This is a genomic window from Hyalangium minutum, assembly GCF_000737315.1.
Lineage (GTDB): Bacteria > Myxococcota > Myxococcia > Myxococcales > Myxococcaceae > Hyalangium > Hyalangium minutum.
The window spans coordinates 52,219-76,593 of the sequence record NZ_JMCB01000028.1; the positions used below are offsets into that span (position 1 = coordinate 52,219).

Annotated in this window: 22 protein-coding genes; 9 read left to right on the plus strand and 13 right to left on the minus strand. The window is 69.7% G+C overall.

Annotation, left to right across the window (positions count from 1 at the left end; all coding sequences use genetic code 11):
* Positions 1–20 precede the first annotated feature (20 nt).
* The 8 genes from DB31_RS41120 to DB31_RS41155 form a co-directional block, all read right to left on the minus strand.
* On the minus strand, positions 21–620 hold the full coding sequence (locus DB31_RS41120) for a chemotaxis protein CheC (RefSeq protein WP_044198711.1): 600 nt from the start codon (positions 618–620) through the stop codon (positions 21–23).
* Complete coding sequence (locus tag DB31_RS41125) at positions 617–2,722, minus strand: chemotaxis protein CheA (RefSeq protein WP_044198712.1); 2,106 nt, start codon at positions 2,720–2,722, stop codon at positions 617–619. Before DB31_RS41125 ends, DB31_RS41120 begins: the two co-directional genes overlap by 4 nt.
* A gap of 42 nt (positions 2,723–2,764) precedes the next feature.
* Positions 2,765–3,136 carry a response regulator gene (locus tag DB31_RS41130; RefSeq protein WP_044198715.1) on the minus strand — a complete coding sequence of 124 codons (372 nt, stop codon included), beginning with the start codon at positions 3,134–3,136 and terminating at the stop codon, positions 2,765–2,767.
* A 72-nt stretch (positions 3,137–3,208) separates the two neighbouring features.
* The gene (locus DB31_RS41135; protein ID WP_044198717.1) at positions 3,209–3,634 is read right to left on the minus strand and encodes a chemotaxis protein CheW; all 426 of its coding nucleotides are present in this window, start codon (positions 3,632–3,634) and stop codon (positions 3,209–3,211) included.
* A gap of 21 nt (positions 3,635–3,655) precedes the next feature.
* Positions 3,656–5,011 carry a methyl-accepting chemotaxis protein gene (locus tag DB31_RS41140; protein ID WP_044198720.1) on the minus strand — a complete coding sequence of 452 codons (1,356 nt, stop codon included), beginning with the start codon at positions 5,009–5,011 and terminating at the stop codon, positions 3,656–3,658.
* Between the two features lie 65 nt (positions 5,012–5,076).
* Positions 5,077–6,027: a thiamine-phosphate kinase gene (gene thiL / locus DB31_RS41145; protein ID WP_044198722.1), complete on the minus strand. Its 951-nt coding sequence runs from the start codon at positions 6,025–6,027 to the stop codon at positions 5,077–5,079.
* Positions 6,028–6,042: 15 nt separating this feature from the next.
* The gene (locus DB31_RS41150; protein ID WP_044198725.1) at positions 6,043–7,440 is read right to left on the minus strand and encodes a sensor histidine kinase; all 1,398 of its coding nucleotides are present in this window, start codon (positions 7,438–7,440) and stop codon (positions 6,043–6,045) included.
* Positions 7,437–8,150: a GTP-binding protein gene (locus DB31_RS41155; RefSeq protein WP_044198728.1), complete on the minus strand. Its 714-nt coding sequence runs from the start codon at positions 8,148–8,150 to the stop codon at positions 7,437–7,439. Before DB31_RS41155 ends, DB31_RS41150 begins: the two co-directional genes overlap by 4 nt.
* Positions 8,151–8,379: 229 nt before the next feature.
* On the opposite strand from DB31_RS41155, the gene DB31_RS41160 reads away from it, so the two are divergent.
* The 6 genes from DB31_RS41160 to DB31_RS41185 all read left to right on the plus strand — a co-directional run bounded on the left by DB31_RS41160 (position 8,380) and on the right by DB31_RS41185 (position 16,593).
* Positions 8,380–8,916, plus strand: a complete 537-nt coding sequence (locus DB31_RS41160; RefSeq protein ID WP_044198731.1) for a GNAT family N-acetyltransferase — start codon at positions 8,380–8,382, stop codon at positions 8,914–8,916.
* Between the two features lie 94 nt (positions 8,917–9,010).
* On the plus strand, positions 9,011–9,922 hold the full coding sequence (locus DB31_RS41165) for a hypothetical protein (RefSeq protein WP_044198734.1): 912 nt from the start codon (positions 9,011–9,013) through the stop codon (positions 9,920–9,922).
* A gap of 81 nt (positions 9,923–10,003) precedes the next feature.
* Entirely contained in the window at positions 10,004–12,190 is a 2,187-nt protein-coding gene (locus tag DB31_RS45745) for a type IV pilus twitching motility protein PilT (protein ID WP_052420651.1), read from the plus strand.
* Positions 12,191–12,200: 10 nt separating this feature from the next.
* Positions 12,201–13,301 (plus strand): type IV pilus twitching motility protein PilT, encoded by a 1,101-nt coding sequence (locus DB31_RS41175; protein WP_044198736.1) that lies wholly within the window; start codon positions 12,201–12,203, stop codon positions 13,299–13,301.
* Between the two features lie 193 nt (positions 13,302–13,494).
* Positions 13,495–14,454: an alpha/beta hydrolase gene (locus DB31_RS41180; RefSeq protein ID WP_083969195.1), complete on the plus strand. Its 960-nt coding sequence runs from the start codon at positions 13,495–13,497 to the stop codon at positions 14,452–14,454.
* Between the two features lie 15 nt (positions 14,455–14,469).
* Positions 14,470–16,593, plus strand: a complete 2,124-nt coding sequence (locus tag DB31_RS41185) for a TonB-dependent receptor (RefSeq protein WP_083969196.1) — start codon at positions 14,470–14,472, stop codon at positions 16,591–16,593.
* Positions 16,594–16,614: 21 nt separating this feature from the next.
* Here the strand turns inward: DB31_RS41185 and DB31_RS41190 are convergent, their stop codons facing one another.
* Complete coding sequence (locus DB31_RS41190; RefSeq protein ID WP_044198739.1) at positions 16,615–18,588, minus strand: DNA repair helicase YoaA; 1,974 nt, start codon at positions 18,586–18,588, stop codon at positions 16,615–16,617.
* Positions 18,589–18,863: 275 nt separating this feature from the next.
* On the opposite strand from DB31_RS41190, the gene DB31_RS41195 reads away from it, so the two are divergent.
* From DB31_RS41195 to DB31_RS41205, 3 genes are all read left to right on the plus strand, one after another.
* Positions 18,864–19,520 (plus strand): hypothetical protein, encoded by a 657-nt coding sequence (locus tag DB31_RS41195; RefSeq protein WP_044198742.1) that lies wholly within the window; start codon positions 18,864–18,866, stop codon positions 19,518–19,520.
* Positions 19,521–19,585: 65 nt separating this feature from the next.
* Positions 19,586–19,999: a hypothetical protein gene (locus DB31_RS41200; RefSeq protein ID WP_044198745.1), complete on the plus strand. Its 414-nt coding sequence runs from the start codon at positions 19,586–19,588 to the stop codon at positions 19,997–19,999.
* Between the two features lie 179 nt (positions 20,000–20,178).
* Entirely contained in the window at positions 20,179–20,556 is a 378-nt protein-coding gene (locus DB31_RS41205; protein ID WP_157232411.1) for a hypothetical protein, read from the plus strand.
* A 34-nt stretch (positions 20,557–20,590) separates the two neighbouring features.
* Here the strand turns inward: DB31_RS41205 and DB31_RS41210 are convergent, their stop codons facing one another.
* The 4 genes from DB31_RS41210 to DB31_RS41225 are packed head-to-tail and all read right to left on the minus strand — an operon-like array spanning position 20,591 to position 24,207.
* Positions 20,591–21,148 carry a response regulator transcription factor gene (locus DB31_RS41210; protein WP_044198747.1) on the minus strand — a complete coding sequence of 186 codons (558 nt, stop codon included), beginning with the start codon at positions 21,146–21,148 and terminating at the stop codon, positions 20,591–20,593.
* Between the two features lie 13 nt (positions 21,149–21,161).
* Entirely contained in the window at positions 21,162–22,481 is a 1,320-nt protein-coding gene (locus DB31_RS41215) for an ATP-binding protein (protein WP_044198750.1), read from the minus strand.
* A gap of 2 nt (positions 22,482–22,483) precedes the next feature.
* Positions 22,484–23,227, minus strand: a complete 744-nt coding sequence (locus DB31_RS41220; protein ID WP_044198752.1) for a hypothetical protein — start codon at positions 23,225–23,227, stop codon at positions 22,484–22,486.
* A complete protein-coding gene (locus tag DB31_RS41225; RefSeq protein WP_044198756.1) occupies positions 23,224–24,207 on the minus strand; it encodes a site-2 protease family protein in 984 nt (327 codons plus the stop codon). The genes DB31_RS41220 and DB31_RS41225 overlap by 4 nt, the downstream gene beginning before the upstream one ends.
* Between the last annotated feature and the right edge of the window lie 168 nt (positions 24,208–24,375).

Here is a 24,375-nt window from a genome sequence, read left to right on the forward strand (position 1 = left end):
AGCACGCGGAGAAGCAGCGCTTAAACGCCCAGGCGCTGCAGCAGCGCCCGAGAGCTCTCCCGCTCCAGCACCAGCAACATCCGCCCCGACACCGGCGGCGCGCTGGCCGCGGAGAACCGCGCCTCCAGCACCACCACGGGGCTCGTCTGCCCACCTTCCGTCTCCCGGAGGGCCGCGCTCACCACCTCGCGCGCCGAGCCCCGGTGCAGATCCGGCACCGTGGGCAGCAGCTTCCACCGCGTCAGCTTGCCGATCGCCGACAGGCACGCGCTCGCGACGATGTTCGCCGTCTCGCGCAGGGCACTCTCCAGCTCGGGCCCCCGGGACACATGCCCCAGCAGCACCGCGCCCAGCGAGGCCCCATCCCGCGCCGGTAGCACGAAGAGCATCACCCCGTGCAGCTCGCCCACCATGCCGAGCTTCACGCCAATCACGGGCTCGTCGCCGCCCAGCTGCTCGGCGACCTCCGCGGCCACCGTCACCATGGCGCGCGGCACCGAGAGGTCCACCTGCTTGCCACCCACCAGCCGCGCAAGCGCGTTCACCGCGTGCCCGCAGCCGATATTGGCCACCTCACGCAGCACGTCGAGTTGAATCTCGCTGGGGCCCTGAGCGTTCACGCGGACAGTAACCTCGGCACGTCCAGGATGAAGACCGGACGGCCACTGCCCAGAATCGTCACCCCAGAAAGGCCCGGGAGCAAGTCCAAGGGCCGCGAGAGTGGTTTGAGCACCACTTCCTCCTGCCCCAGCAGCCGATCCACCGCCAACGCAACCTTCCCGGAATCTCCCTCCATCACCACGAAAGGCCGGACTCCCCGGCGTTCCGGGGTGGGGAGACCCAGTAATTGATCCAGGGCATGCACCGGCAGCATCGTATTTCCGTGGGGCAGCAACGCTGTGTCCCGGCTGCGGCTGAGCTCGTCCGCGTTGGCCTCCTGGGCGCCCACCACCTTGGCGATCGGGAGGCCGAACACCTCCTCGCCCACCTCCACCAACAGCAGGTGCACCACTGCGACGGTGAGTGGCAGCCGCAGCGTGAAGCGTGTGCCCTTGCCCTTCTCGCTGTCGATCTCCAGCGTGCCGCCTACGTTCTCCACCACACGCTTCACCGCGTCCATGCCCACGCCGCGGCCGGAGATCTCCGACACGTCCTTCGCCGTGGACACGCCCGGCAGGCAGGCGAGCATGAAGGCCTCTCGGTCCGACATGCGCGCCGCCGCCTCCGCCGTGATGGAGCCCCGGGCCAGCGCCGCCGCCTTGAGCTTCTCCGCGCTCATGCCCCGGCCGTCGTCCTCCACCTCGATGACGACGCGGTCCCGGGCGCGGCGCACGGAGATCTGCACCTTGCCCTTCGGGTTCTTGCCCGCCGCGGTGCGCTCCTCGGGCGACTCCAGCCCGTGGTCGATGCAGTTGCGCAGGATGTGCAGCATCGGGTCCGCCAGCTCATCCAGGATGGCCCGGTCCAGCTCGATCTCCGCGCCGGTGATGATCAGATCCACGTCGCGCCCGCGCTTGCGAGCGATGTCCCGCGCCGTCCGGGGCAGCCGGTCGGTGATCAGCGACAGCGGCGTCATGCGCGCCGACATGACCTTGTCGTGCAGGTCCTTCACCAGCGCGTGCAGCCGGTAGACGCCCTCCTCCAGCGGCGGGCGCACGTTCTCCGGCAGCTCCTTGCCCACCTCGCGCAGGCGCGCGGTGGCGAGCATCAGCTCCCCCACCGTGTCCAGGAAGTAGTCCAGCAGCTCCGTGCGCACGCGCACCGTCCGGGGCGCCGCCTCACCCGCCGCGCGAGCGCCCTCGGTCGCCACCGGAGCCGCCGCCGAGGGAGGAGGCGGTGGCGGCGCGGTGATGACGGGCTTGATGGAGACCAGCTCCACCTCCGACACGTTCCGCAGCGCGCCCTGGATGCCCTGCTCGCCCGCCGAGGTCTCCACCTCGCACTGGATGAGCCCATCCGGGATGCGCCCGGCCTTCAGGTCCTCCAGCGCGGGCCGCAGCTCGGACACCGTGCCCAGCCCCGACAGCCGCTTGTGCACCAGGAACGCCCGGACGCCCGGCACCTGGCACGTCGGCACCACGCGCACCTTCACGGACCAACGGGCCAGGGGGCCCGCATCCAGCCGCACCTCTGCCGTGGCCGGAGCCTTCGGGGCCACCGCCGAAGCCGAGAGCGGCGCGGGAGACTCGGGGCGCAGCGGAACCGGGGTGTTCACGCTCGGAGGCAGCGGCGGGGCCGTGGCCGGAACTGGAACCGAAGGATCCGCTGGCCGGACGGGGACGGGCGTCATCCGCAAGGCGGTGGCCTTCATCACCCGGGTGGGCGCCGGGGCCTGCCCCGTGAGAGCGGACACCCGCGCGGCCAGCTGGGACAACAGCGTGCCGGCCTCGTCCGGGGGCTTGTTCTCCGCCACCGAGCGCACCTGCGCCAGCATCGTGTCCGTGGCCGCCAGCAGCAGATCCACCAGCTCGCGGTTCAGCCGGCTCGCATCCTGGCGGACGGCGTCGACGAGGTCCTCCACCCGGTGGGCCAGGGTGGCGATGGGCTCGAAGCCCATGGAGGAGGCCATGCCCTTGACGGAGTGGGCGTGGCGGAACATGGAGTCCACGGCGCTGGCGCCGCCCTCCTTCTCGAGCTGGACCAGGTCCCTCCCGAGCGACTCGAGGTGCTCACTGGCCTCGGTGACGAAGAGCCCGAGGTACCGGGACATGTCCATCGCCATGCCGGACCTCCCTCAGGTGACGAGGCGCAGGCGCGGGGCGGCTCAGCCCTCGCCCAGCACCTTCTTCACGACGGCCAGCACATCTTCGGCCCGGAACGGCTTGACGATGAAGTCCGAGGCACCCGCCTCGATGGCCTCCATCACCAAGCTCTCCTGCCCAAGCGCCGAGCACATGATGACGACGGCGTTGCCGTCGTGCTTGAGAATCTCACGCGTGGCCTCGATGCCGCTTTTGAAGGGCATGACGATGTCCATCGTCGTGAGGTCCGGCTTGAGCTCCTTGTACTTCTCCACGGCCTCGAGGCCATTGGCCGCCTCACCGACGACCTCGAACCCGCCGGAGGCGAAGATGTCCTTGATCATGTTGCGCATGAAGATCGCGTCGTCGACGACCAGGACCCGCTTAGCAGCCATGTGAAGCAACGCCTCCGCGAAAAGCCTCGAGAGCAGCGCGGAACCTAGCACCCGCGCCTCCAAGGGGGCTACTCACTTCTGCGTGGTGAGCAACGCCACCACTGCCGCATCCAACCCTTCGGGATCTAACACGGTGACGCCCAAACCTTTCAGTCTGGCGACACCCTTCACTGCCAGAACGGCCTTCCCCGGCGCCGCCGCGCTCACCCGCTCCAGTGCTTCGATGCCGTCCACGTCCGTGACCAAGAATCCCAGGTCCCGGCGCCCGCGGTCCAGCAGGAGCACGCGCGAAGCAGGGGTTTGCCCCTCTGGCAGCCCCAGCAACTGGCGCATTTCCACCACTGTGACCACCCGTCCGCGCAGGTTCATCACCCCAGAGATGGCCGGAGGGGCGCGTGGGACACGGGTGAAGCGCCCGGGGGGCACCACCACCTCGCGCACGGACGAGAGGGGCAGTCCGTAGCGCTCTTTCTCCACCCGGAAGATGACATGCCGCAAGGGGGCCTCCGGGCGAAGGGCTCACCGGTCGAGCCGGAAGCTGCGAACCACGTTCTGCAGCTCGACGGAGGTGTTGGTCAGCTCATTGGCCAGCGACGCCATGCGCGCCACGGCTCGGGTCTGCTCGCGGACCACCGACTGGATGGCCTCGGTGGAGGTGGAGTTGTTGCGCGCCACCAGGGAGATCTCCTCGATGGCCTGCACCATCTCCTTGCTGCCCTCCAGCTGCTCGCGGGCGCTCTCCGAGATGAGGTGCACCTTCTCGGCGCCCTTGTGGATGGTGTCCGTGATGGCGCCCATGGAGCGGACGATGTTCGTCAGGTCCTCTCGGCCCTCGGACAGCTCCTCGATGCCCTCCTTCATGGCGGACACCACCGAGGTGGACTGGCCGGAGATGTCCCGGGCCAGCTTGGAGATCTGCTCGGCGGAGCGGCCAGCGCTCTCGGCCAGCTTGCGCACCTCGTCGGCCACCACCGCGAAGCCGCGGCCGTACTCGCCCGCGCGCGCCGCCTCGATGGTGGCGTTGAGCGCCAACAGGTTCGTCTGCTGGGCCACCTGGGTGATGACGTCGACGATCTTGGAGATCTCCTGCGTCTTCTCGCCGAAGGCGAACACCTGCTGGCTGGCCGCCTCGATGCGGCTGAACACCTTCTTCACCTTCTCACCGGCCAGCCTCGCGGCCCGGCTGCCGTCCTCGGCGGCCTGACTGGTGGCCAGGGTGGTGCGGGCCGCGTCCTCGGCGCTGGCGGCGGTGCGCTGGATGGAGCCGGCCATGGAGGTGATGACGGTGGAGGCCTTGCTCACCAGCATCGTCTGGGCCTCGGCGCCTCCGGCGATCTTCTTCATGGAGGAGCCCACCTCTTCGGTGGAGCCGTTCACGTTCTCCGCCGAGCGCTGCACCTCGCTGGCGGTGTCCGCCACGCTCTTGGCGGTGTCCTGAATCTTGCCCACCAGCTCGCGCAGGTTCTCCTGCATCTTGCCGATGGCGTCCGTCAGCTCGTCGATTTCGTCGCGCGGAGTCGAAGGCTCGGCGACCACGGGCTTGGAGAGGTCGCCCTGGGAAATCTCGAAGGCGGAGTTCGACAGCACCCGGACGCGGTTCACCCGCGCCAGCAGCCGGGGCAGCGTCAGCGCGGCGGCCACGGTGAGGAAGATGCCGATGGGCACCTGCCACCGCAGGCCCAGCTCGAAGCGCTGGAGCACGGCCATGGCGAACACGAGGGCGGCGCCCAACAGCACGTAGCCCGTGAGGATCTTCCGGTGCAGCGAGACGATCCGCTCGCTGCCGTCGGTCTCCACGGCGCGGATGATCCGCTGCACGGGCTCACGGCGGGGAGAGTGGCCTGGGGACAGTTCGTCGCGAAGGGGGCGGCGCACGGTGGGGCGGATCCGGGGGTGACGGCGAAGACTTTGTGCGGGTTTAGCCTTGCCTTCCGGCAGGGTCAATCTACCGGCCGTCCGCGCGTGAAATGGTCAAAGCCCGGCGGTGGGGTAACCAGCCGTCCCTCAGGGTCTCGCAGCACCCGGCGACGCCCTCGGGTGAGCCGTCCAATCCTCGTGACGCGCTGCCCCGCCCGAGCGCACGCCCGCTCGAAGGCCTTTGCCCGTTCGGGTGGGATGGCCAGCAGCAGCTCGTAGTCCTCGCCGCCCGCCAGGGCCCGCTCCGCGCCCAGGGCCACACGGACTGCAGGTGAGAGCGGAAGGTGGGCAAGCTCCACCTCTGCCCCTACACCCGACGCCTCACAGAGATGTCCGAGGTCCTGCGCCAGCCCATCGGAGATGTCCATGCCAGCGGAGGCGAAGCGCGAGGCGAGGCGGCCCAGCGCCACGCGAGGGATGGGACGCCGCTGGCGGAGGATGGCGGGGCTCCGGCGCTTCCCGGACTGGAGGTGGATCAGCCCGAGCCGCGCATCGCCCAGCTCTCCGGACATATAAAGGAGGTGTCCGGGCCGTCCTCCCGAGCGAGTCAGCGCAGGGCCCTGAAGCTCGCCCGCGGCGGTGATGGTGATGGAGAGCTCGTGGGCGGAGGTGAAGTTGCCGCCCACCAGGGCGATGCGGTGCTCACGGGCCAGCGCGCTCATGCCCCGCGCCAGGCCTCGCAGCTCGCGCTCGGGGAAGTCCTTGGGCAGGGCCAGCGCGCAGACGAACCAGCGCGGCGTGGAGCCCATGGCGGCCAGATCCGAGAGGTTCACCGCCAGCGCCTTGTGGCCGATGTCCTCCGCGGAGAACGCCTCGCGGGTGAAGTGCACGTTCTCCACCACCGCGTCCGTGGTGACGCACAGCGCGCCGCGCGTGGGAGCGAGCACCGCGCAGTCATCCCCTGGACCCACGGGCACGCGCGCCCGCGGGAAGAACGAGAGGAAGCGCTCGATGAGGGAGAACTCACCGCGCACGGGCGCTCCTCATGCTCAGAAGCGATCCGGCTCGGGCAGGGGCGGGACGACGAGCACAGCCCCCTCGCCCGTCTGGGGCGGACGCGCGGGCAGCACCACCGTGAAGATGGAGCCCTCGCCGGGCACGCTCTGCACCAGCACCTTGCCGCCGTGGCCCTCGGTGAAGCGCTTCACGATGGCGAGCCCCAGGCCCACGCCGCCGAACTCGCGCGTCGAGCTGGAGTCCACCTGGTAGAAGGAGTTGAAGATGCGATCGAGGTGGTCTTCCCGGATGCCGACGCCGGTGTCCTCGACGGCGATGCGGTAGCCCTGCACATCCTCCAGCTCCGGCTGCGGCCCCACATCGGAGAGCCGGATGCGCACCCCGCCCTGCGAAGTGAACTTCACCGAATTGGCCAGGAGGTTCACCAGCACCTGCTGGAGCCGGCCCTTGTCGGCCAGCACGCGCGGCTGCCGCAGCTCGGGGAACCGGACATCCAGGGTCAGCCCCTTGCGCCTGGCCTGCGGCGTCACGCTCGCCACCGCGCCCACCACCACCTCGGCCGCGTCCACCGGAGCGAACGCCAGCCGCAGCTTGCCCGCCTCGAGCTGGCTGATGTCCAGGATGGAGGTGATCAAGTCCAACAGCGTGCGGCCCATCTCGGTGATGGATTGCACGCACTGCACCTGCTCCTGGTTGAGCGGGCCGGTGAGGCCCTCGGCCAGCAGCTCCGAGTAGGCGATGATCGACGCCAGCGGCGTGCGCAGCTCGTGGCTCACCGTGCCGAGGAAGCTCGACTGGAGCCGGTCCACCTCGCGCAGGCGCTTGTCGAGCGCCGCCATGCGCTCGTCCCGCGCCTTGAGCTCGCGGCCAATCTCACCCGCCGACTCCTGCTGGATGCGGCTGGCCAGCCAGGAGCGGTGCCCGGACACCATCAGCGCCTCCAGTACCCGGGAGAAGTACGCGGCGGCGCGCGCCACGGGAGACTCCATGGAGCGCGCCTTCTCCACGTCCACCCGGTCCCTCGGCAGCTGCGCCAGCTCCGCCGGGCTGAGAGGACCGAAGAGCACACGCCCCACCTCGACGCCCTCCCAGCGCACAGGCAGCACCAGGTACTGCAGGCCCTCCGGGCAGGGAAGCATGGCCATGGCCGGCCCCGCCCCGAGCGGCATGCGTGCCGCGCACTGCTCGCCGCCTTCCGCATGGGAGAGGTGGCCGCAGAAGGGCGCACCGTGCCCCTGCGCGCCCGCAATCCGGGTTCCCTTGCTGTCGAGCACCTGGACGCCCACGCCGTGCAGGCCAGCGAAGCCCTTCACCACCTCCTCGAAGGTGGGCTGATCCAGAAGCTCGGCCAGCGGCGGCTCGCGCAGCAGCAGAGCGTCTGGGCGAGGCGGTGTCTTGGCTTCCCAAGACGTGTACTCCTGGTCCTTCATGCCGCACCTCCTCCGGAAACACCCTCTGCTCCGTACCGGCCCTGGAGCGTAGTCCCGCCCAGGTCCAAGTGGCTGAAGATCCGACCGAGGAACTCCTCTTCGCCCAGGCCGATGTTGCGGCCCAGGTTCGCGTCCGCGTCAAGCCGCTGCCAGGCCGCCCGCATCAGCTCGTGGAACGTCTCACAGACACCTTCACCCCGGAGGGCCACGGCCCCTACCACCGGCTCCCGGCCTCGGCGGCGCACCACCTCCAGCTCCTCGTCCGTCCGGGAGTCGGGCAGGTCCCGCTTGTTGAACTGGATGACCACGGGCACCCGGTCTGGATCCAACCCGTTCTCGCGCATGTCCTCCCGGAGGCTGTGCCAGTAGCGGTTGTTCTCCGGAGTGGCGCTGCGGCGGCTGTCGGCGACGAAGGCCACGGCATCCGCGGCCCGGAGCACAATGCGGCGCGTCGCGACGTGGATCACCTGCCCCGGGACGGTCAGCAGCTTCACCTTCACGTTGTAGCCCGTGGTGGAGGAGAAGAAGACGGGCAGCACGTCGAAGAAGAGCGTGCGATCGTCGCGCGTCTCCACGGACAGCAGGCGGCCACGCACCTCGGGGCGCGTCCGAGCGTAGAGCTGGCGCAGGTTGGTTGTCTTCCCACTGAGCCCGGGCCCGTAGTAGACGATCTTGAGCGTGAGCTCGCGCTGGGCGTGGTTGAGTTGCAAGGGCGGGGGCGAACGGAGCCGTCGGTTATAGTGAGGGTGTCCTCCAATGAAAAGCCGCCTGGAGAGTGGGCGAGGGAGGCGCGAGAAATGCTTGGAATGGATCCCCCCGGTGCGCAGTTTGGCAGGGTCCAGCACCTCACAAACTGAGGGGAAATGTGCGCGGAAACAGCGCGTGCATGGCCGATAGCGGAACGGTTAGGATTCGGAAGCGGTACGGAGGAGCAAGGCGATGACGATGAAGCAGGTGGACCCAGGCACAGAGGTCAGCGCGATGCCGGTGCTGGATCCGAGCAGCCTGCCCAATGATTTGAACTCGGCGGTGAAGGTGGCGAACCCCACCGACGAGGACATGAGTGTCCTGGCGTCCTTGCGAGCCAACTCCGACCCGTGGAAGTCGCGGGGCGAGTCTCAGGAGGAGAGCCTGAAGGCACTCACGCAGCTGCGGCCCTTCACGCATGTGGCGCGCGTGCAGAACCAGCTCGTGGGCTACATCACCGTGGAGCGGGACGGCCCGGTGCCCGGCGCGGCGTACATGCGCAACATCGTGGTGAGGCCGGATCTGCGCAAGCACGGCCTGGGCACGGTGCTGCTCAACCACGCCATCCAGACGGCGCGCGACATGTACCGCAAGACGATTGCCCTGCGCGTGGATCCGGCCAACGGCCCGGCGGTGAGCTTCTACCGCAAGGCGGGCTTCACCACCGTGGCGACGGTGGTGTCCAAGAAGTCCGGCAAGCTGCGCTTGCTGATGTCTCGCGAGCTGTAAGAGCGCTCGCTCCGGCGGGAGGGCTTCGGCGACAGACGCCTGCCCTTCCGCCCAAGGCGGCCCTTCGAGGTGCCGCCAGGGAGTCTCCCTTCTCATGACCACCTCTGCCGAGCACCTGCTGGCCGGCCCCTGGGGGCTGCCCGGGAACCTCGATGCCGAGCTGGCGCGCGCCCTGGAACAGGAGGACTACGGCACCGCCCTGGCCCTGCTGCGGGACGCGCTCCCCGACAATCCTTCTCCCCGCCTCCGCGTGCTGCTCGCCTTCGTGCGCTTCCAGGACGCGATGGAAGTCATGGTGACGGAGCTGATGCCCGCCTGCCAGGAGGCGCTCGCGCTGCTGGAGCAGGCCACCGAGGCCGGGCTGCCGCTCCAGACCGTGGCCCCGCTGCGTGAGGAAATTGAGCGCGTGCTCTCCGAGGAGACGGTGCGAGAGCTGACCGCCGAGCGCATGACGGCCGAGCGCGCGGAGAGTGCCCCGCTGGAGATGGTGCTCGAGGCGGCCAGCCGCTTGCGCGCTACCGCTCCCGCTCGCGCCGCGGAGATCTTCCTGGTGGCCGCTCGCCGGGACGTCCCCGAGCGCGCTCCCATCCACCGCGCGGATGCGGGCATTGCGCTGCACCAGGCCGGCCGCACCGCCGAGGCCCGCCCCCTGCTGGAGGCCGCGCTCGCGCTCGATTGGGCCTCCCCCTCGCTCTACCCGGAGAGCCTTCACCTGGACTGGGCCGCCACGCTCCTGCTGGAGCAGGCCCACGCCGCGGGAGACTCGGCGGCCTTCGAGGCCACGTGGGCCCGTGCACTCGCGCTGGGCCGGCAGATCCAGCGCCCCTTCCCCGCCAACTGGCTCAACCAGGAGCGCCTGCTCTCGCTGCTGCTCGCCCGAGGAGACGGGGCCCGCGCTGCACACGTCGCCACTCGCATTGAGGCCAGCCGGGAGTACGTGCCCAAGGCCCTCGCTGCGCAGGTAGCACAAGCACGTACCCTCGCCCGGGAGCAGTGGGGGCGCTGATCGCCCATCGCATCTCAGGGCTATGGGCTATCCTGCGTTTTATTCGTTTTTCCTGAACTTCGAGTAGATGCTGGACCCTGCATGAAGCCCCTCGCGGAGCTGCTGCGCTACCTCTCGCACCCGGCGATCACCGAGATCGCCCTGACGACGGGGCGCTGCCCGATGATCAAGAGTGTCAACGGCTATGAGCCGGTGGACAGCTCTGTGCTGACGGACGAGGAGCTGAACCGGACGCTGCTGACGATGGTAGGGCCCGCGCGCGCGGCCTCGGTGACCGAGAAGCCGATGAAGTGGTCCGTGCGCGCCGAGGGCATGGCCACCCTGGCCGTGGTCGCGGTGCGCCGCAGCGAGGGCCTGAGCATGCGCGTGATGCGCACGGGCGACGCCACGAGCTCGAACCCGGGCAGGCCCTTGGAGACGACGCCCGCGCCGGGCTCGGGAGTCAATACCGCCGCGGCCTCGCGCATCCCCGAGACGACGCCCCGGCCTGGCACCACCTCCGTTCCGCCCGCCGAGCCGCCTCCAGCCGAGGCCTCCGCGGCCAGCGCCCCTCCGGACCCGCGCGACATCCTCCCGCCCACGGTGGCTCCGCTCGTTCCTCCTCCGCGCCGCCCGTCCGTGACAGGCCTGCGGGTGATCAAGGCGTCCTCTTCGGGGACACAGGAGACCTCGGCCCCGGCCTCCGCCGGAGCGCTGCCGAACTTCCCGAAGACGCTGTCGCCGCTGCCCCCGGCTCCGGCTGCGCTCCTGCCCACGCCGGTCCAGACCGTGGTGCCTTCCAGCACCACGGAGATGCCCACGGCGCCCTACTCCATCCCGCCTCAGTTCGGCCCGGATGCGCTCCCTGTCGTGCCGCCGTCCTCGGTGGCACAGGCGAGCCCCTCGCCGAAGCAGGCGCCCATGGCTTTCCCGCCGCCCGCCACCACCGAGCGGCCACCGCCCCCCGTTCCCACCCCGCTGCCCGTCGATCTGGCGCCGCCTCCTTCCATGGAGGACTCCTCGATCGACATCAGCATCCAGGAGCCCGAGCCGGAGCAGGCCGAGGCACCGGCGCAGGCCCCCGAGCCTGAGAAAGAGGAGCACACCCGCCAGCTCCAGGTCCGCCCGCAGCTGCCGCCGCGCTCCCGGCCCGACTTCTGGAGGGATTTGCCCGCACTGATGGAGGAGGCGCGGCGCATCGGCGCGAGCGACCTGCACATCGTCTCGGGGCGGCCCGCGCTGTTCCGGGTCGCGGGCGAACTCAAGCCGGACGGCGAGCCGCTGCCGCCGAAGCGGGTGGAGCAGATGGTGCTCTCCCAGGTGCCGGCCCGGCTGCGCGCCGCGTTCGACCGCGACGGGAGCTGTGACTTCGCGCTCCAGAGCGAGGCCCAGGGCCGCTTCCGCGTCAACGTCTGCCGGCAGCGCTCCGGGCTCAAGGGCTCGTTCCGGCTTATCCCCAAGGACCTGCCGTCGCTGGAGTCGCTGGGGCTGCCCGTGGAGCTCATCCGGGCGACGCGCTACGCGCACGGCCTCGTCTTCATCACAGGCCCATCGGGCCACGGAAAGACGAGCACGCTGGCGGCCCTGGTGGAGATCCTCAACCGCGAGACGCGGCGGCACATCCTCACGGTGGAGGACCCCGTGGAGTTCGTGCACCCGCGCAAGCGAGGGCTGATCAGCCAGCGCGAGGTGGGGACGAACACCCGCTCCGTGGCGAGCGCGCTCAAGGCGGCCCTCCGCGAGGACGCGGATGTCATCGTCGTGGGCGAGCTGCGGGACGCGGAGACAGTGCGCCTGGCGCTTACCGCGAGCGAGACGGGCCGGCTGGTGCTCTGCACGATGAACACTCCGAACTCGGCGAAGACGCTGAGGCGGATCATCGACCAGTTCCCGGCCTCGGAGCAGGCGCAGGTGCGCTACACGCTGGGCTCCCACCTGCGGCTCATCGTCAGCCAGCGGCTGGTGCCCTCCGCCGCGGGCGGCAGCCTGGTGGCGGCGGCCGAGGTGCTCCCGGGCTCGGTGGGGTTGAGCCACCTCATCCACGACGACGCGCTGTCCCAGCTCCCCGCGCTCATGCAGCGCGCCCGGGAGCAGGGGGCCGTCCGCCTGGAGGCCGCGCTGGCGGAGCTGGTCCGCTCCCGGAAGACGACGCTGGAGATCGCCCGGGACTACGCGGAGAGCCCCGAGGTGCTCGAGGCGCTGGTGTCGGGCACCGCGCCGGAGCTGCCACCCGAGCCGGGCTCGGGCGGACGGAAGCTGGCGCCGCTGATGGACCGCAAGAGCGCGTGAGGCGACGACCATGAGCGCACGCATCTCTCCCCTGTTCGACGCGCTCCTCGCCGAGAAGGGGAGCGATCTGCACCTGAGCATCGGCTACCCGCCGCTGGGGCGGATCCGCGGCAAGCTGACGCCCCTGCGCGAGGCCCCGCTCACCGCCTCCGAGCTGGAGGGGATGCTGCTGGAGCTGGCCACGCCCGAGCAGAAGCTGCAGATCACCGAGGAGCTGGACCTGGACTTCGCCTACACGTACGGGACGAAGGCCCGGTTCCGCGCCAACTACTTCTACAAGACGACGGGGCTGGCGGCCGTCTTCCGCTGCATCCCAAGCAAGGTGCAGTCCCTGGAGGAGCTGAGCGCGCCGGAGGTGATGCGGCAGCTGGCGGAGCGGCGGGGCGGGCTGGTGCTCGTCACGGGCCCCGCGGGCAGCGGGAAGACCACCACCCTGGCGGCGATGCTGCATCACCTCAACCAGACGCGGTACGCGAGCCTCCTCACGCTCGAGGATCCGGTGGAGTTTGTGCACGAGCCGGCGAAGGCGCAGGTGACGCACCGGGAGATCGGTCCGCACGCGCCCAGCTTCGCCGCGGGCCTGCGCTCAGCGGCACGCGAGGACGTGGACGTGGTGCTGGTGAGCGACCTGAGCGCGCCGGACGCCATCCGGGAGGCGCTGCAGCTGGCGAGCTCCGGCGTGCTGGTGCTGGCCTCGATGTACGCGCTGAGCGTGCAGAGCGCCCTGGAGCGCCTCCTCCACGCGTTCCCGGAGCAGGAGCAGGGGCGGATCCGCGGACTGCTGGCGGACAGCCTGGCAGGCGTGCTCTCGCAGCAGCTCGTCCGGGCCGCGGACAGCAAGGGCCGGGTGCTGGCACTGGAGGTGCTCCTGGGAGGCGGCTCCGTGGCGGCGATGATCCGCCAGGGCCAGGAGGCCCAGCTCGCCGAGCTGATGCGGGCGGCCCAGACCAAGGGGATGCAGACGCTGGACCAGCACCTGGAGCGGCTGGTGTCGGCCAACGCCATCACCCCCGAGGCGGCGCTGGAGAAGGCACAAGACCGCGAGGCCTTTGCCCTCACGCTGCAGCGCCTGCGGCCGGGCTTCGAGCTGCCCGAGGACGTCCGGGCCTAACGACTGAAGCACGCCATGAGCACAGGTGAAGGGTTCCTGCGAGCGGGCGGAATGCCGCCTCATCATATCGCCGCCTACCTCTACACTTTGCGCTGATGAACATCAGCCTTCCCCATCAGCCCAGATGCAGCGGCTCCATTCCAGGCACCTCCGATAGACTTTCTCCGAGGTCACACGCGACGCGGAGAGGTTCGTGAGAACAACGAGAAGAGCTTTCCTGGGCCAACCGCTCGCCGGACTCGGCGGCTTGTTTCTGAGCGCCTGTGCCCACAACAACGCGCGCTCCTCCTCCAGCCGGCGAGCGATCATCCTCGTGCACGGCTCCTGGCATGGCGCCTGGTGCTATTCGAGCATCATCCCGCTGTTGGCGGCCAAGGGGATCTCCGGCTTCGCGTTGGATCTGCCAGGCCACGGGCTCCTGGCCCGCTTCCCGCAGGTCTATCTCCAGCGTCCCTCGGACCCTTCCCAGTTCCGCGAGGCTTTCTCGAAAGAGCCTTCGCCTCTGGCCGACATCACCTTGGCGCAATACGTCGACAGCATCACCACTGCGATCGACCAGCTGCTTGCCGCGGGCTACGGCCCGCTCACCTTGTTGGGTCACAGCATGGGAGGCGTTCCGATCACCGCTGCGGCCGAGCAGCGTGCCTCCAAGCTCCAGAAGTTGATCTACCTGACGGCGTACATGCCCGTTGCGGGGAAGATCGCCCTCCACGAGGACTATCGAGACACGAGCAGTCTGGTGGCAAAGATTTTCGAGAAGAGCGGCAACGACTCCAGCAAGCTGAAAGTGTCTCGCTTCGATCCGCGCAGCCCGGACCGCGACTTCGTGAAGCTCGTCAAAGACGCCTTCTACGGTGACGTGCGAGACGATCAGGCGGAAGCGGCGGTCAACCTGCTCACACCGGATGATCCCTTGCTACCGCTCCTGGAGCCCACGGGTGCTACCCGGGAGCGCTGGGGCAGGATCCCGCGCAGCTACATCCGATGCCTGCAGGATCGGGCGCTCACTCCCAAGGTCCAGGATCGCATCATCGCGGATGCCGACACCTTCGCCTCAAATGCCACGGAGGTTCGGGACCTCAACACCAGCCACTCGCCTTTCCTCTCCAAGCCCCAGGAACTTGCGGACCTGATCGCGACGCTGGCCGCCTGACCTGTGCTCCTTCGAATGGCTGAATGCGGCAGTGGATGGCGGCTCGGCGCCATTTTCGGACTGTGCTGGCTGCTCCTGGCCGGAAGCGCCGAGGCCACCCCACCCGACACCGAAGCGGAAGCCCCCGCCGCCGAGAGTTCCACGGCCGACGAGCCCGTGGTCGCCCAGGGCACCGTCGTCACCGCCACGCGGCTGCCACGGCCCGTGCGCGATGTGCCCGCGACCGTCACCGTCATCCCTCGCTCCGAGATCGACCGCAGCCCCACGCTGACCCAGGACAGCCTGCTCCGCACCTTGCCCTCGGCCGCCACGTTCCGCAGGACCTCGAGCCTCGTGTCCGATCCCACCGCCCAAGGCCTCAACCTGCGCGGGCTGGCACCTTCCGGTGTGTCTCGCAGCCTGGTGCTCGTGGACGGGCTGCCCGCGAATGATCCCTTCGGCGGCTGGGTGTACTGGCGCGCCCTGCCCCGCCTGGGACTGGAGCGCATCGAAGTCGTTCCCAGCGGCGGCTCGGCGCTCTATGGCAGCGCGGCGCTTGGCGGCGTGGTCCAGCTCTTCTCCCGTCCGATTACCGGTCCCAGCCTCGAGGCAGACGCCGCCTATGGCTTGCTTGGCACGGGACAACTGGCGGCTCGTGGTTCGGAACGCTGGGGCCCCGTGGGTGCGGCCCTCGAAACCGAGTTGCTCACCACTGAGGGCCATTCGGTCGTTGCTCCTGGTCAGCGTGGCGCTATCGATCAGCGGGCTCCCAGCAACCACGCCACCTTGAATGGCCGCGTGGAAGTGGAAGCCAGTCCCTCGCTCCACCTGGGCGCTCGCCTGGGCCTCTTCCGCGAGAACCAGAACGGGGGTACCACCTTCACCACCGCTCGTGCGGAGTCCGCTCTCCTCGGAGCCAACGCCCGGCTTTCCACGGAGGCGGCTGGGAACTTCGAACTCCTCCTCTTTGGCCGCAGGGTGAGCTTTGAGCAGCGCCGCGCTCGCGTTGCCTCGGATCGCTCGTCCGAGGTGCTCGCGGCCATCCAGGACGTCCCAGCGGAGGAGGAGGGAGGCTCTCTCGTGTGGACGAGCCCCACGTGGGCACTCGGCGGCTCGCACGTGCTCGGAGCAGGCGTGGATCTGAGGAGGGTCTCAGGCACGTCGGACGAGCGGCTCTTTCCGCCCACGGCCAGCCCCACGTCCACGGCCCTCCGCCGCACGGGCGGGGCGCAGCGCTTCAGCGGTCTCTTCGTGCAGGACCTCTACACCGTGACGCCCGCCGTAGAGCTGATGGCGGCGCTCCGCTGGGACACCTGGCGCAACGTGGAGGGCACTCGCCGGGTCGAGCAGGCCAATGGCGCGGCCGAGACCACCACCTTCGAGGACCGCAGCGAGCAGCAGCTCAGCCCTCGCCTGGGCGTGCGCGTCAGTCCTCGGGAGTGGCTCACCCTGCGAGCCTCGGGCTACCGCGCCTTCCGTGCGCCCACCCTCAATGAGCTTTACCGCCCCTTCCAGGTCGGCACCGTGCTCACCTCCGCCAATGAGGCCCTGCGCGCTGAGCGGCTCGTGGGCGGCGAGGCGGGCTTCGAGACCCTGCCCTTTCCCGGGATGACCGCTCGGGTGACGGGCTTCTGGAACGAGTTGGAAGAGCCCATCACCAACGTCACCCTGGAAGCACCGCTGCCCGATGGCTCGCAGCGCCAGCGCCAGAACCTGGGCCGCGCGCGCGTGCGAGGCCTGGAGGCCGGCGTGGACTGGCGCGTGTCACGCCAGTGGACGGCGCTGCTCGCGTATACCTTCGTAGACTCAGAAGTCCGTGAGGCCCCGGGTGCCCTGGAGCTCGTGGGAAAACAGCTCGCGCAGGATCCGGCGCACCGGGGCACCGCCATCGTCACCTTCCACGAGCCCTCGCTCCTCACCGCCACGGTGCAACTGCGTGTCACCGGCCCCCAGTTCGAGGACGATCTCAATGAGCGCGGCATGGGTGGCTATGCCGTGGTCGATGCCTTCGTGAGCCGTCAGCTCGTTCAAAGGCTGGAGCTCTTCGCCGCCGTGGAGAACCTCTTCAACCGGCGCTACCTCGTCGGCCGCGCGGGAATCGACACCATTGGCCAACCCCTGATGCTGCGCGTGGGCTTGCGTCTGCGCTCGGCCCCGTGACACCGAGGCCGGAGGCCCCCGTCAATTCGTGTCCCCGTGGAACCAGTCCTGCAGCTCGTCCATGCTGTCCACGCGCCGCGCCTTCGGCAGGCTCTCGAGGAATGCCCGGCCGTACGGCTTCGTCACGATGCGCCGGTCCAACAGCGCCACCGCGCCCCGGTCCTGCTGCGTTCGGATGAGCCGCCCGAAGCCCTGGCGCAGTGCCAGCGTCGCCTGCGGAAGCTGGTACTGCTCGAAGGCCTCTTCACCGCGCGACTCGAGCTGCCGGATGCGCGCCGCTACCAGCGGATCTCCCGGCGAGGCGAACGGCAACCGATCGATGATCAGCAGGCTCAGCGCGTCGCCGGGCACGTCCACTCCCTCCCAGAAGCTGTGCGCCGCGAAGAGCACGCTGGGCATCTCGCGGAACGCCTCCAGCAGCTGCTGCTTGGGCCGCTCGCCCTGCTTGAGCACCTGGTAGGGCAGCCGATTCTTCGTCAGCTCGTGCGCCCGCTCCATGTTGCGCAGGCTCGTGAAGAGCACGAAGGCCCGGCCCCCGGATACCTCACACAACCGGAGGATCTCCTCCGACGCCGCCTCGATGAAGCCGGGCACCGCTGGGTCTGGCAGGTGCGTGGGCAGGTAGAGCGCCGCCTGCTGCTCGAAGTCGAACGGGCTCGCCACCGCCAGCGTCCGCACCTCCGCCACCGGCACGCCCTCGTCGTCGTACAGGCCCATGCGCCGCGCGAAGTAGTCGAAGCGGCCATCGGCCGCCATCGTCGCCGACGTGAACACCACCGTGTCCACCCCGCCGTAGAGGCGCCCGCGCAGCTCCTTCGCCACGTCGATGGGGCTCGCCCGCAGGAATACACCGCGCCCGCGCTGCTCCGCCCAGTACACGTGGTCCGAGGACTCCGCCTTCTCCAGGAAGGTCAGCTCCTCGGCCATCTCCCCGCTCCGGCGCGCCAGGGCCAGCAGCTCCGGCTCGCGCTCGCTCGCGGTGAAGGAGCCCAGCGCCAGCAACCCCTGGCGTAGCTGCTCCATCGGGTTCGCGAGCTGGGCCATGCGGTCCGCCTTCAGCGCCACGCCGCCCTCGGCCCCCGCCAACCCCAGCACCCGAGGCGCCTGCGTGAAGAACACCTCTGCGTGGGTGCGCACCCGCGCCGCCAGCGCCCGCACCGTGGTGAAGCGCGAGTCCGTCTCCGGCAGCGACGCCACCGCGTCCCGCGACAGCTCCTCCAGCCGGTGGTTGGACACGCTGCACCCGAAGTACCCGCTCGCCGCGTCCTCCAGCGCATGCGCCTCGTCGAAGATGACGGACTCGTAGAGCGGCAGCACGCCCTCGTTGCGCCGCCCGCCCGCCCCGCGCAGCGACAGGTCCGCGAAGAACAGATGGTGGTTCACCACCAGCAAGTCCGCGGACTCGGCCTCGCGCCGCATCCGCGTTACGAAGCAGTTTTCATACAGCGGGCACTTCGTCCCCACGCACGTGTCCGCCGTCGCCGACAGCCGCGACCACGCGCTGAAGTTCTCCGGCAGCTCCAGCTCGGCCCGGTCGCCCGTCTCCGTGCGCCCGGCCCACGTCTGGATCATCGGCCAGTAGCCGACCTCTTCGCGCGAGCCGAACGTCGGATCCTTCGTGAAGGCGTTGAAGCGCTGCAGGCACAGGTAGTTGCCCCGGCCCTTGAGGTACGCGGCCTCGAACTTCAGGTCCATGCGGTCCCTCAGCAGCGGCAGATCCTTGAAGAAGATCTGGTCCTGCAGGGTCTTCGTCGCTGTGGACACCACCACCCGCCGCCCCGACAGCAACGCGGGCACCAGGTAGGCGAGCGTCTTGCCCGTGCCAGTGCCGGCCTCGGCCAGGAGGTAGCTGCGCTCGTTGAAGGCCCGCTCCACGGCGCGCGCCATCTGCAGCTGCTCTGGACGGTGCTCGTACGCAGGCAGCGCGGCCTGGAGCGCGCCTCCTGGGCCGAGCAGGTTATCGACGTTGAACGAGCGGACGAGCGTAAGGGCCATCGGAGCAAGCCTCGATCCATTGAGGCGGTGGAACAAGATAACAGCCCGTCATGCCTGGGAGATCGCGTCATTTGCGCTCCCCCATCGCTCCCCTGCCCGGTTGCTGCCAGAGCGAGGCAACCCACGTGCAGCCACAACCCACCTCCCCCCATGCTGGCGCGCATGTGCCTTACTCAGTAGGTTGGGCATGGCCAACCCATAGATGGGGCCTTTGATGCGATAAGCGTGAAAAGCTAGGAATCAGTGAATGCGCCTGCGACTCTAGAGCCCTCGGGATGCGACCTCTGGCGAGCCTGCTGCTGATGATGGGGTGGAACGTGCTGGGCTGTGCCAGCGCGTCCCTTTTGCCCAGCAACGGCGCCAGCGCGGGCGAGGCGCAAGACTACGGCGTCCTGGACAATGGCTTTGTCTGGGTCCGCGGGCCATGGGGGGTCATTCAGCCTTCGGGCGACATCGATGAGGTCATCGATCAGCTCTGCCCCGCCGTCATGGCACTCCCGCGCGCCGACTGGAAGGACTATGGACAGGAATATTGCGGTGCCATCTACACCCTGGGTGATGGGGCCTTCTACGCCAGCAAACCCTCCCCGCTGGGCAAGACCGAGGCGATCGGCCCCGCGCAGCGCAAGAACTGCTACCCCCCTCGCTACATCGTCGATGAGCGAGGCCGTACTTCCACCCAGCTCGACTACCACAGTCATCCCTGGCCAGGGTCGCGCATGTCGGAACGGGATCGACAGGCTCGCACGCAGATCTGGCCGCTGCGCATCCAGTTCGACACGCGATGCACCATCCAGAAGCTGGTCCCCAATCTGGACACGTCCCTTCCTGGAGAAGTCTACGAGCGCCGCGGCCAGAGCTGGGTGCGCGTGGGCATCATCCCTGCAGAAGACAAGCCTTTTGGCTATGTGACCCCTCTCCCAGAACCGTGAGACCCGACCGGCTCCATCGCCGCGCCCCGAGCGCCTTCCGTCATGCCGCCCCCGCAGGAGGAGCCATGCGCCTCTCATTGCCAATCCTTCTGGGCAGTGCCCTCGTGGCCTGTGTCCATGCGCCCCGGAGCGCCTACGTCCCGCCCGAAGAGGCCGCCTGGTTCAAGTTCCCCGAGGAACTCCCAGCCACGGGACAGAAGACCCTCTCTGGCACCCTGGCAGCAGCCATCCAACTGGCCATGGATGACTTCCTGCCCAGAGGCAGGGAGCCCGGCCGCGGCGCGAGCGCGCAGGACATCTGTCTGGCACAGCGGCAGTCCTATGACATCTCAGCGTTCCCGGGACGTGGCGAGCTTGTCTGGGTGATCATCTCACCGGCCACCGGTGCATGCACCTGGGGGCCCACGTTCCTGGACGGAGGAGCGGCGTACGCGGTCGACACAGTTCGCTGGCGCATCCTGGCGGCGCGCGCCCCGTGAGCCGGTTCAAACAAACCCACATGAGAGACTTCGTCCTTTCTTTCCTGCTCTGCGGTGCACTCTGCTCTTGTAGCCCCTCGCTGCGGCAGATCCCGCATGCTTCCGCGGCGGAAGCGGAAGCGGTGGAATTTCCGGGCCTCGCACTTCCGTCCGAGGGGCTCCAGCGCCTCGATGGGAACATGGCCGCCTCGATTCAGCTCGCCATGGATGAATTCTTGCCGTGGGACGCGCCCCCCAGCAGCTCGCCCATTGCCGAGGAGCAGTGCCTGCATCGCCGTGAGTCCTACAACGTGACCGCTGCGCCGACCACCGAGGGCATCATGTTGGTGCGCTTCGACCTGAACACCGAGGCCTGCCAGTCATCGGATCAGCTCGTCAACGTCACCACCTATGCGATCGACATCCGGACGATGCGCATCCTCTCTCGCGCGATGCGTACGCGGCCCAACCCGGCACGCCTCCAGCCACTGCAGCCCCTTCCTGACGTGGCCTCTCCTCCAGAGCAAGCCCTGCCCCCGACGAGTGGCGCGGAAGGGACACCCCGGCCAGCTCCTTGAAGCTGTCCTGTCCCTCCGGAAACGCTTCCTGGGCCTATTGCTGCGGTGGGTACTTCTGCAGCTTGCGCTGGAGGGAACGCCGGTGGAGCCCTAGCCGCCGAGCCGCCTCCGAAATGTTACCCGCGCAGTCGGCCAGCACCCGCTGGATGTGCTCCCACTCGGCGCGTGCCAGCGAAGGCGCCTGGACGTCCTCACCCACCGCGGGGCTCGGCTCCCCCATCCCTCGGGCCAGGGCCACCAGCAGATCATCCACATCCGCGGGCTTCGGCACGTAGTTGAGCGCCCCGAGCCGCACCGCCTCCACCGCCGTGGCGATGCTGCCGTAGCCCGTGAGCACCAGGATGCGCGTGGAGGCATCCAGCGCCCGCAGCTCGCGGACCAGCTCCAGCCCGCCGCGCCCCGGCATCCGCAGGTCCACCACCGCCAGCTCCGGAGAGTCCTGCCGCGCGGCCACCAGCGCCTCGTCCACCGAGCCCGCCATCACCACTTCGTAGCCCCGCTCGCGGAAGGCGCGCCCCAGCCGCTCGCGGAACACCACGTCGTCGTCTACCAGCAGCAGGGAAGGGGCGTGGGAGACTTTCGAAGGCACCATGGAGGGCCCGGGCTCAAGCAACCGGAGACCGGAGGCTCGCCCCACCCGCCTCCGAGGACAACCGGGCAAATTGTCGCAGGCGCTCGGCCGGCCACGTCAGCTCCACCCGCGTCCCATTCCCCGGTGCCGATCGCACCTCCAGCTGCCCTCCGAGCTGGTCCAGCACCGCGCGTGCCAGGAACAGCCCCAGCCCCATGCCCTCCCCGGGCGGCTTCGTGGTGAAGAAGGGCTCTCCCGCGCGTGCCAGCACCTCCGCCGGCATGCCCACGCCCTCGTCCTCCACCGACAGCCGCCAGCCCGCTTCATCGCGCCTCAGTCCCAGCCGCACTGGCGCCGTCTCCGCCGAGGCCTGGAGCGCGTTCTTCACCACGCCTCGAATCGCATGCGTCAGGGCCCGCGCGGGCAGGGACACCGGCTCCTCCCGGCAGCGCCCATCCGCCTCCACCTTCACGCGCTCCCGGCCCCGCAGCCCCTCGAGCGCCTGCTCCACCAGGGCCGCGGGCGCCACCGAGACGAAGGCCTCACCCCGGCTGGCCCCCGCATCGGCCGCCATCTGCGCGAGGATGTCGCGGCACCGGCCCACCTGCTGGCGAATGAGCTCCGCGTCCTCCCGGCCCTCGGGAGAGAGCTCCGCCCGCCGCGCCAGCTCCTTGGCCACCACCGCGATGGTCGACAGCGGCGTGGACAGCTCGTGCGCCGCGCCCGCCGCCAGTGTGGCCAGCGCCGCCAGCTTCTCGTTCCGAGCCGTCACCGCGCGCGCGGCCACCAGCTCGGCCTCGCGCTCGGCCAGCGCCCGCGTCACCCGCTGCACGAAGTAGACGATGAAGCCCGAGGCCAGCCCGAACGCCACCCACATCCCTTCCAGGTGCAGCGGCACATCATCGATGTGGTGATGCCCGCTCCCAGCCTGTCGGCCGGGGATCCACAGGTGCCGGACGAACAACGCCCCGAAGCACCCCAGCGCCAGCGCCGTCAGTGCCCACGTCCACCGCGCGTGCAGCACCACCGCCGCCAGCGCGATGTGCACCAGGTACAACGTGCTGAACGGGTTGAACGGACCGCCGCTCAAGTCCAGCAGCACCGTGAGCAGCACCACATCCAGCGCCATCACCGCACAGAGCATCCACTCCTGGATGTCCCTCTGCCGGCGGGCCCACAGCCCCAGCGCCATGTTGCTCGCCGCCGCCACGCCCACGGTGGCGAACAGCGGCACCAGCGGCAGCGGCATGCCCAGCCCCAGGTGCGCCAGCAGCACCAGCGCCCCCTGCCCGACCACCTGCCCCCACCGCAGCCTCAGCAGCCACGAGAGGTTGATGGCGTGGGCGTCGCGCACCTTCAGTCCCCCCCGCCGAACGACATCTGGAACTGGCGGAACAGGTAGAAGCCCAGCACCAGCAGCGTGATGAAGAGGAGCACCGCCGCCACCACCTGCGCCTTGTTCGACCCGGCGGGCGGGGGCGCCGCCTTGAAGGCCACGGGCGAGGCGGAGGCCACTCGCACCACCTCGTCCCGCCCCCGCTGCGCGTAGAGATCATCCGGCGCCTGCGCCAGCCGGAGACGGTACAGGCGGCCCGCCGCGGCCAGCTCGCCCCGCCCCAGCGCCAGCGACACCAGCCGGTCATGCGCGTCGCGATCGTCCCACCGCTCCAGCACCGACAGCCACGCGGCCCGCAGCTCCTCGGACGGCCGCTGCTCGTTGGGATCGAAGTTCGAGTACACCAGCCCGCACGCGGCGCACGACTCCGCGCCCTCCTTGCGCACCGCGATGCACTTGGGACAGAAGCCCGGAGGCACCGCGAACGGATCCTCCGAGCGCGCCAGCGCCGCCGCCTCGCGCACCCGCTCCTCCGAGGGCCGCAGCGCCACCACCTTCAGCGCCGGCGCGGTGTTGCTCCGAGGCGCGGGGACCGCGGCAGGGGACTCGGCGTTCGTCTCCGCCACGGCCGCCACCAGCGCCTCCTCGGGGCGCGCACGCGTCTCCTGGCCACAGCGCGCGCAGGTGATCACCAGCACGTTCAGCTCCACCCGGAAGGCCGCCGGGGGCGCGAGCCGCTCGCACGCATCGCAGAGGTACCTCATGAGAACACCTGCCGCAGAGGAACGGGCATGGCACAGCCGATCAGCGCCACGAAGCACAGAGCGCAGATCCACTTGCGTCCCCGGCTCAGGGGCGCCTGCGGCTCCACCACCTCGGGGTGCCCAAAGCCCACCAGCTTGCTCGCCACCAGCAGCCACACCGCCCAGAAGGCGGAGATGAACACCACCACGAAGAGCAGCACCAGCGCGAAGGCCTTGCCCACCCACTGCGCGCGCGGCCCGAACAGCGCGAACGTCAGGTGGCCCCCGTCCAGCTGACCGATGGGCATCAGGTTGAGCAGGGTGACGAGCAGCCCGAACCACCCGGCGATCACCACCGGGTGCACCAGCACGTCCTTGCCCTCCGGCAGCGGGCCCACCGCCAGCCACGTCAGCCCCTGCATCAACAGGCTGTCGCCAAAGATGATGTGCGCCTGCTTGACGGGCTCCAGCTCCGCCGCGGGCGCCGCGTGCGTGAGCGTCTCCATGGCCCACGCGAAGAGCTTCTGGAGCAGCACCCACAAGGAGCCCTCGCCCGGAAAGGAGGTGCTCGCCAGGGACGGCGAGTCCACCACCTGTGAGTGGCCCAGCCCCCAGAAGAGCAGCGGCAGCGCGACGGCCAGCCCCGCCAGAGGCCCCGCCGCCCCGATGTCCACCAGCGCGTTGCGGTGGGGAATCCGCCCGCGGATCCGAATCACCGCCCCCAGCGTCCCCGCGCCCACGATGGGCATGGGGATGAAGTAGGGCAGGCTCGTGTCCACCTTATGGATCCGCGCCAGCACGTAGTGGCCCATCTCGTGCGAGCCCAGAATGGCCATCAGCGCCAGACTGAACGCCAGCGAGCCCGAGTTCCACCACCCCAGGTCTCCCTCGCCTGCGGACAGTTGGCCCATCGCGCTGAAGTAGGTGGTGACCACCGTCAGCGCGAAGAGCAGCAGGTGCAGCCAGAGCCGCGAGGCGGGACGGACCGTGACAGTCTCCATGAGGTGCCTACACGGTGGGTACCAAGGGGCTCCTGCCTTTGCAACGCGCGCACCGGACCCGGGAAAAAGGGGAATCTGTTCTGAACTGATCTTGACTCTCTGCGAGCATCTGCTACGAACGCGCCGCGCTTGAGGGGCAACCACTCAACAGTGGGCTCGCACTGTCGG

Coding starts and splice junctions, on each gene's coding strand:
- DB31_RS41125 (WP_044198712.1), bottom strand. CDS start 2,722: ATGGCGATGGACATGTCCCGGTACCTCGGGCTCTTCGTCACCGAGGCC.
- DB31_RS41130 (WP_044198715.1), bottom strand. CDS start 3,136: ATGGCTGCTAAGCGGGTCCTGGTCGTCGACGACGCGATCTTCATGCGC.
- DB31_RS41150 (WP_044198725.1), bottom strand. CDS start 7,440: ATGAAGGACCAGGAGTACACGTCTTGGGAAGCCAAGACACCGCCTCGC.
- DB31_RS41160 (WP_044198731.1), top strand. CDS start 8,380: ATGACGATGAAGCAGGTGGACCCAGGCACAGAGGTCAGCGCGATGCCG.
- DB31_RS41165 (WP_044198734.1), top strand. CDS start 9,011: ATGACCACCTCTGCCGAGCACCTGCTGGCCGGCCCCTGGGGGCTGCCC.
- DB31_RS45745 (WP_052420651.1), top strand. CDS start 10,004: ATGAAGCCCCTCGCGGAGCTGCTGCGCTACCTCTCGCACCCGGCGATC.
- DB31_RS41175 (WP_044198736.1), top strand. CDS start 12,201: ATGAGCGCACGCATCTCTCCCCTGTTCGACGCGCTCCTCGCCGAGAAG.
- DB31_RS41185 (WP_083969196.1), top strand. CDS start 14,470: ATGGCTGAATGCGGCAGTGGATGGCGGCTCGGCGCCATTTTCGGACTG.
- DB31_RS41190 (WP_044198739.1), bottom strand. CDS start 18,588: ATGGCCCTTACGCTCGTCCGCTCGTTCAACGTCGATAACCTGCTCGGC.
- DB31_RS41195 (WP_044198742.1), top strand. CDS start 18,864: ATGCGACCTCTGGCGAGCCTGCTGCTGATGATGGGGTGGAACGTGCTG.
- DB31_RS41200 (WP_044198745.1), top strand. CDS start 19,586: ATGCGCCTCTCATTGCCAATCCTTCTGGGCAGTGCCCTCGTGGCCTGT.
- DB31_RS41205 (WP_157232411.1), top strand. CDS start 20,179: ATGGCCGCCTCGATTCAGCTCGCCATGGATGAATTCTTGCCGTGGGAC.
- DB31_RS41210 (WP_044198747.1), bottom strand. CDS start 21,148: ATGGTGCCTTCGAAAGTCTCCCACGCCCCTTCCCTGCTGCTGGTAGAC.
- DB31_RS41220 (WP_044198752.1), bottom strand. CDS start 23,227: ATGAGGTACCTCTGCGATGCGTGCGAGCGGCTCGCGCCCCCGGCGGCC.
- DB31_RS41225 (WP_044198756.1), bottom strand. CDS start 24,207: ATGGAGACTGTCACGGTCCGTCCCGCCTCGCGGCTCTGGCTGCACCTG.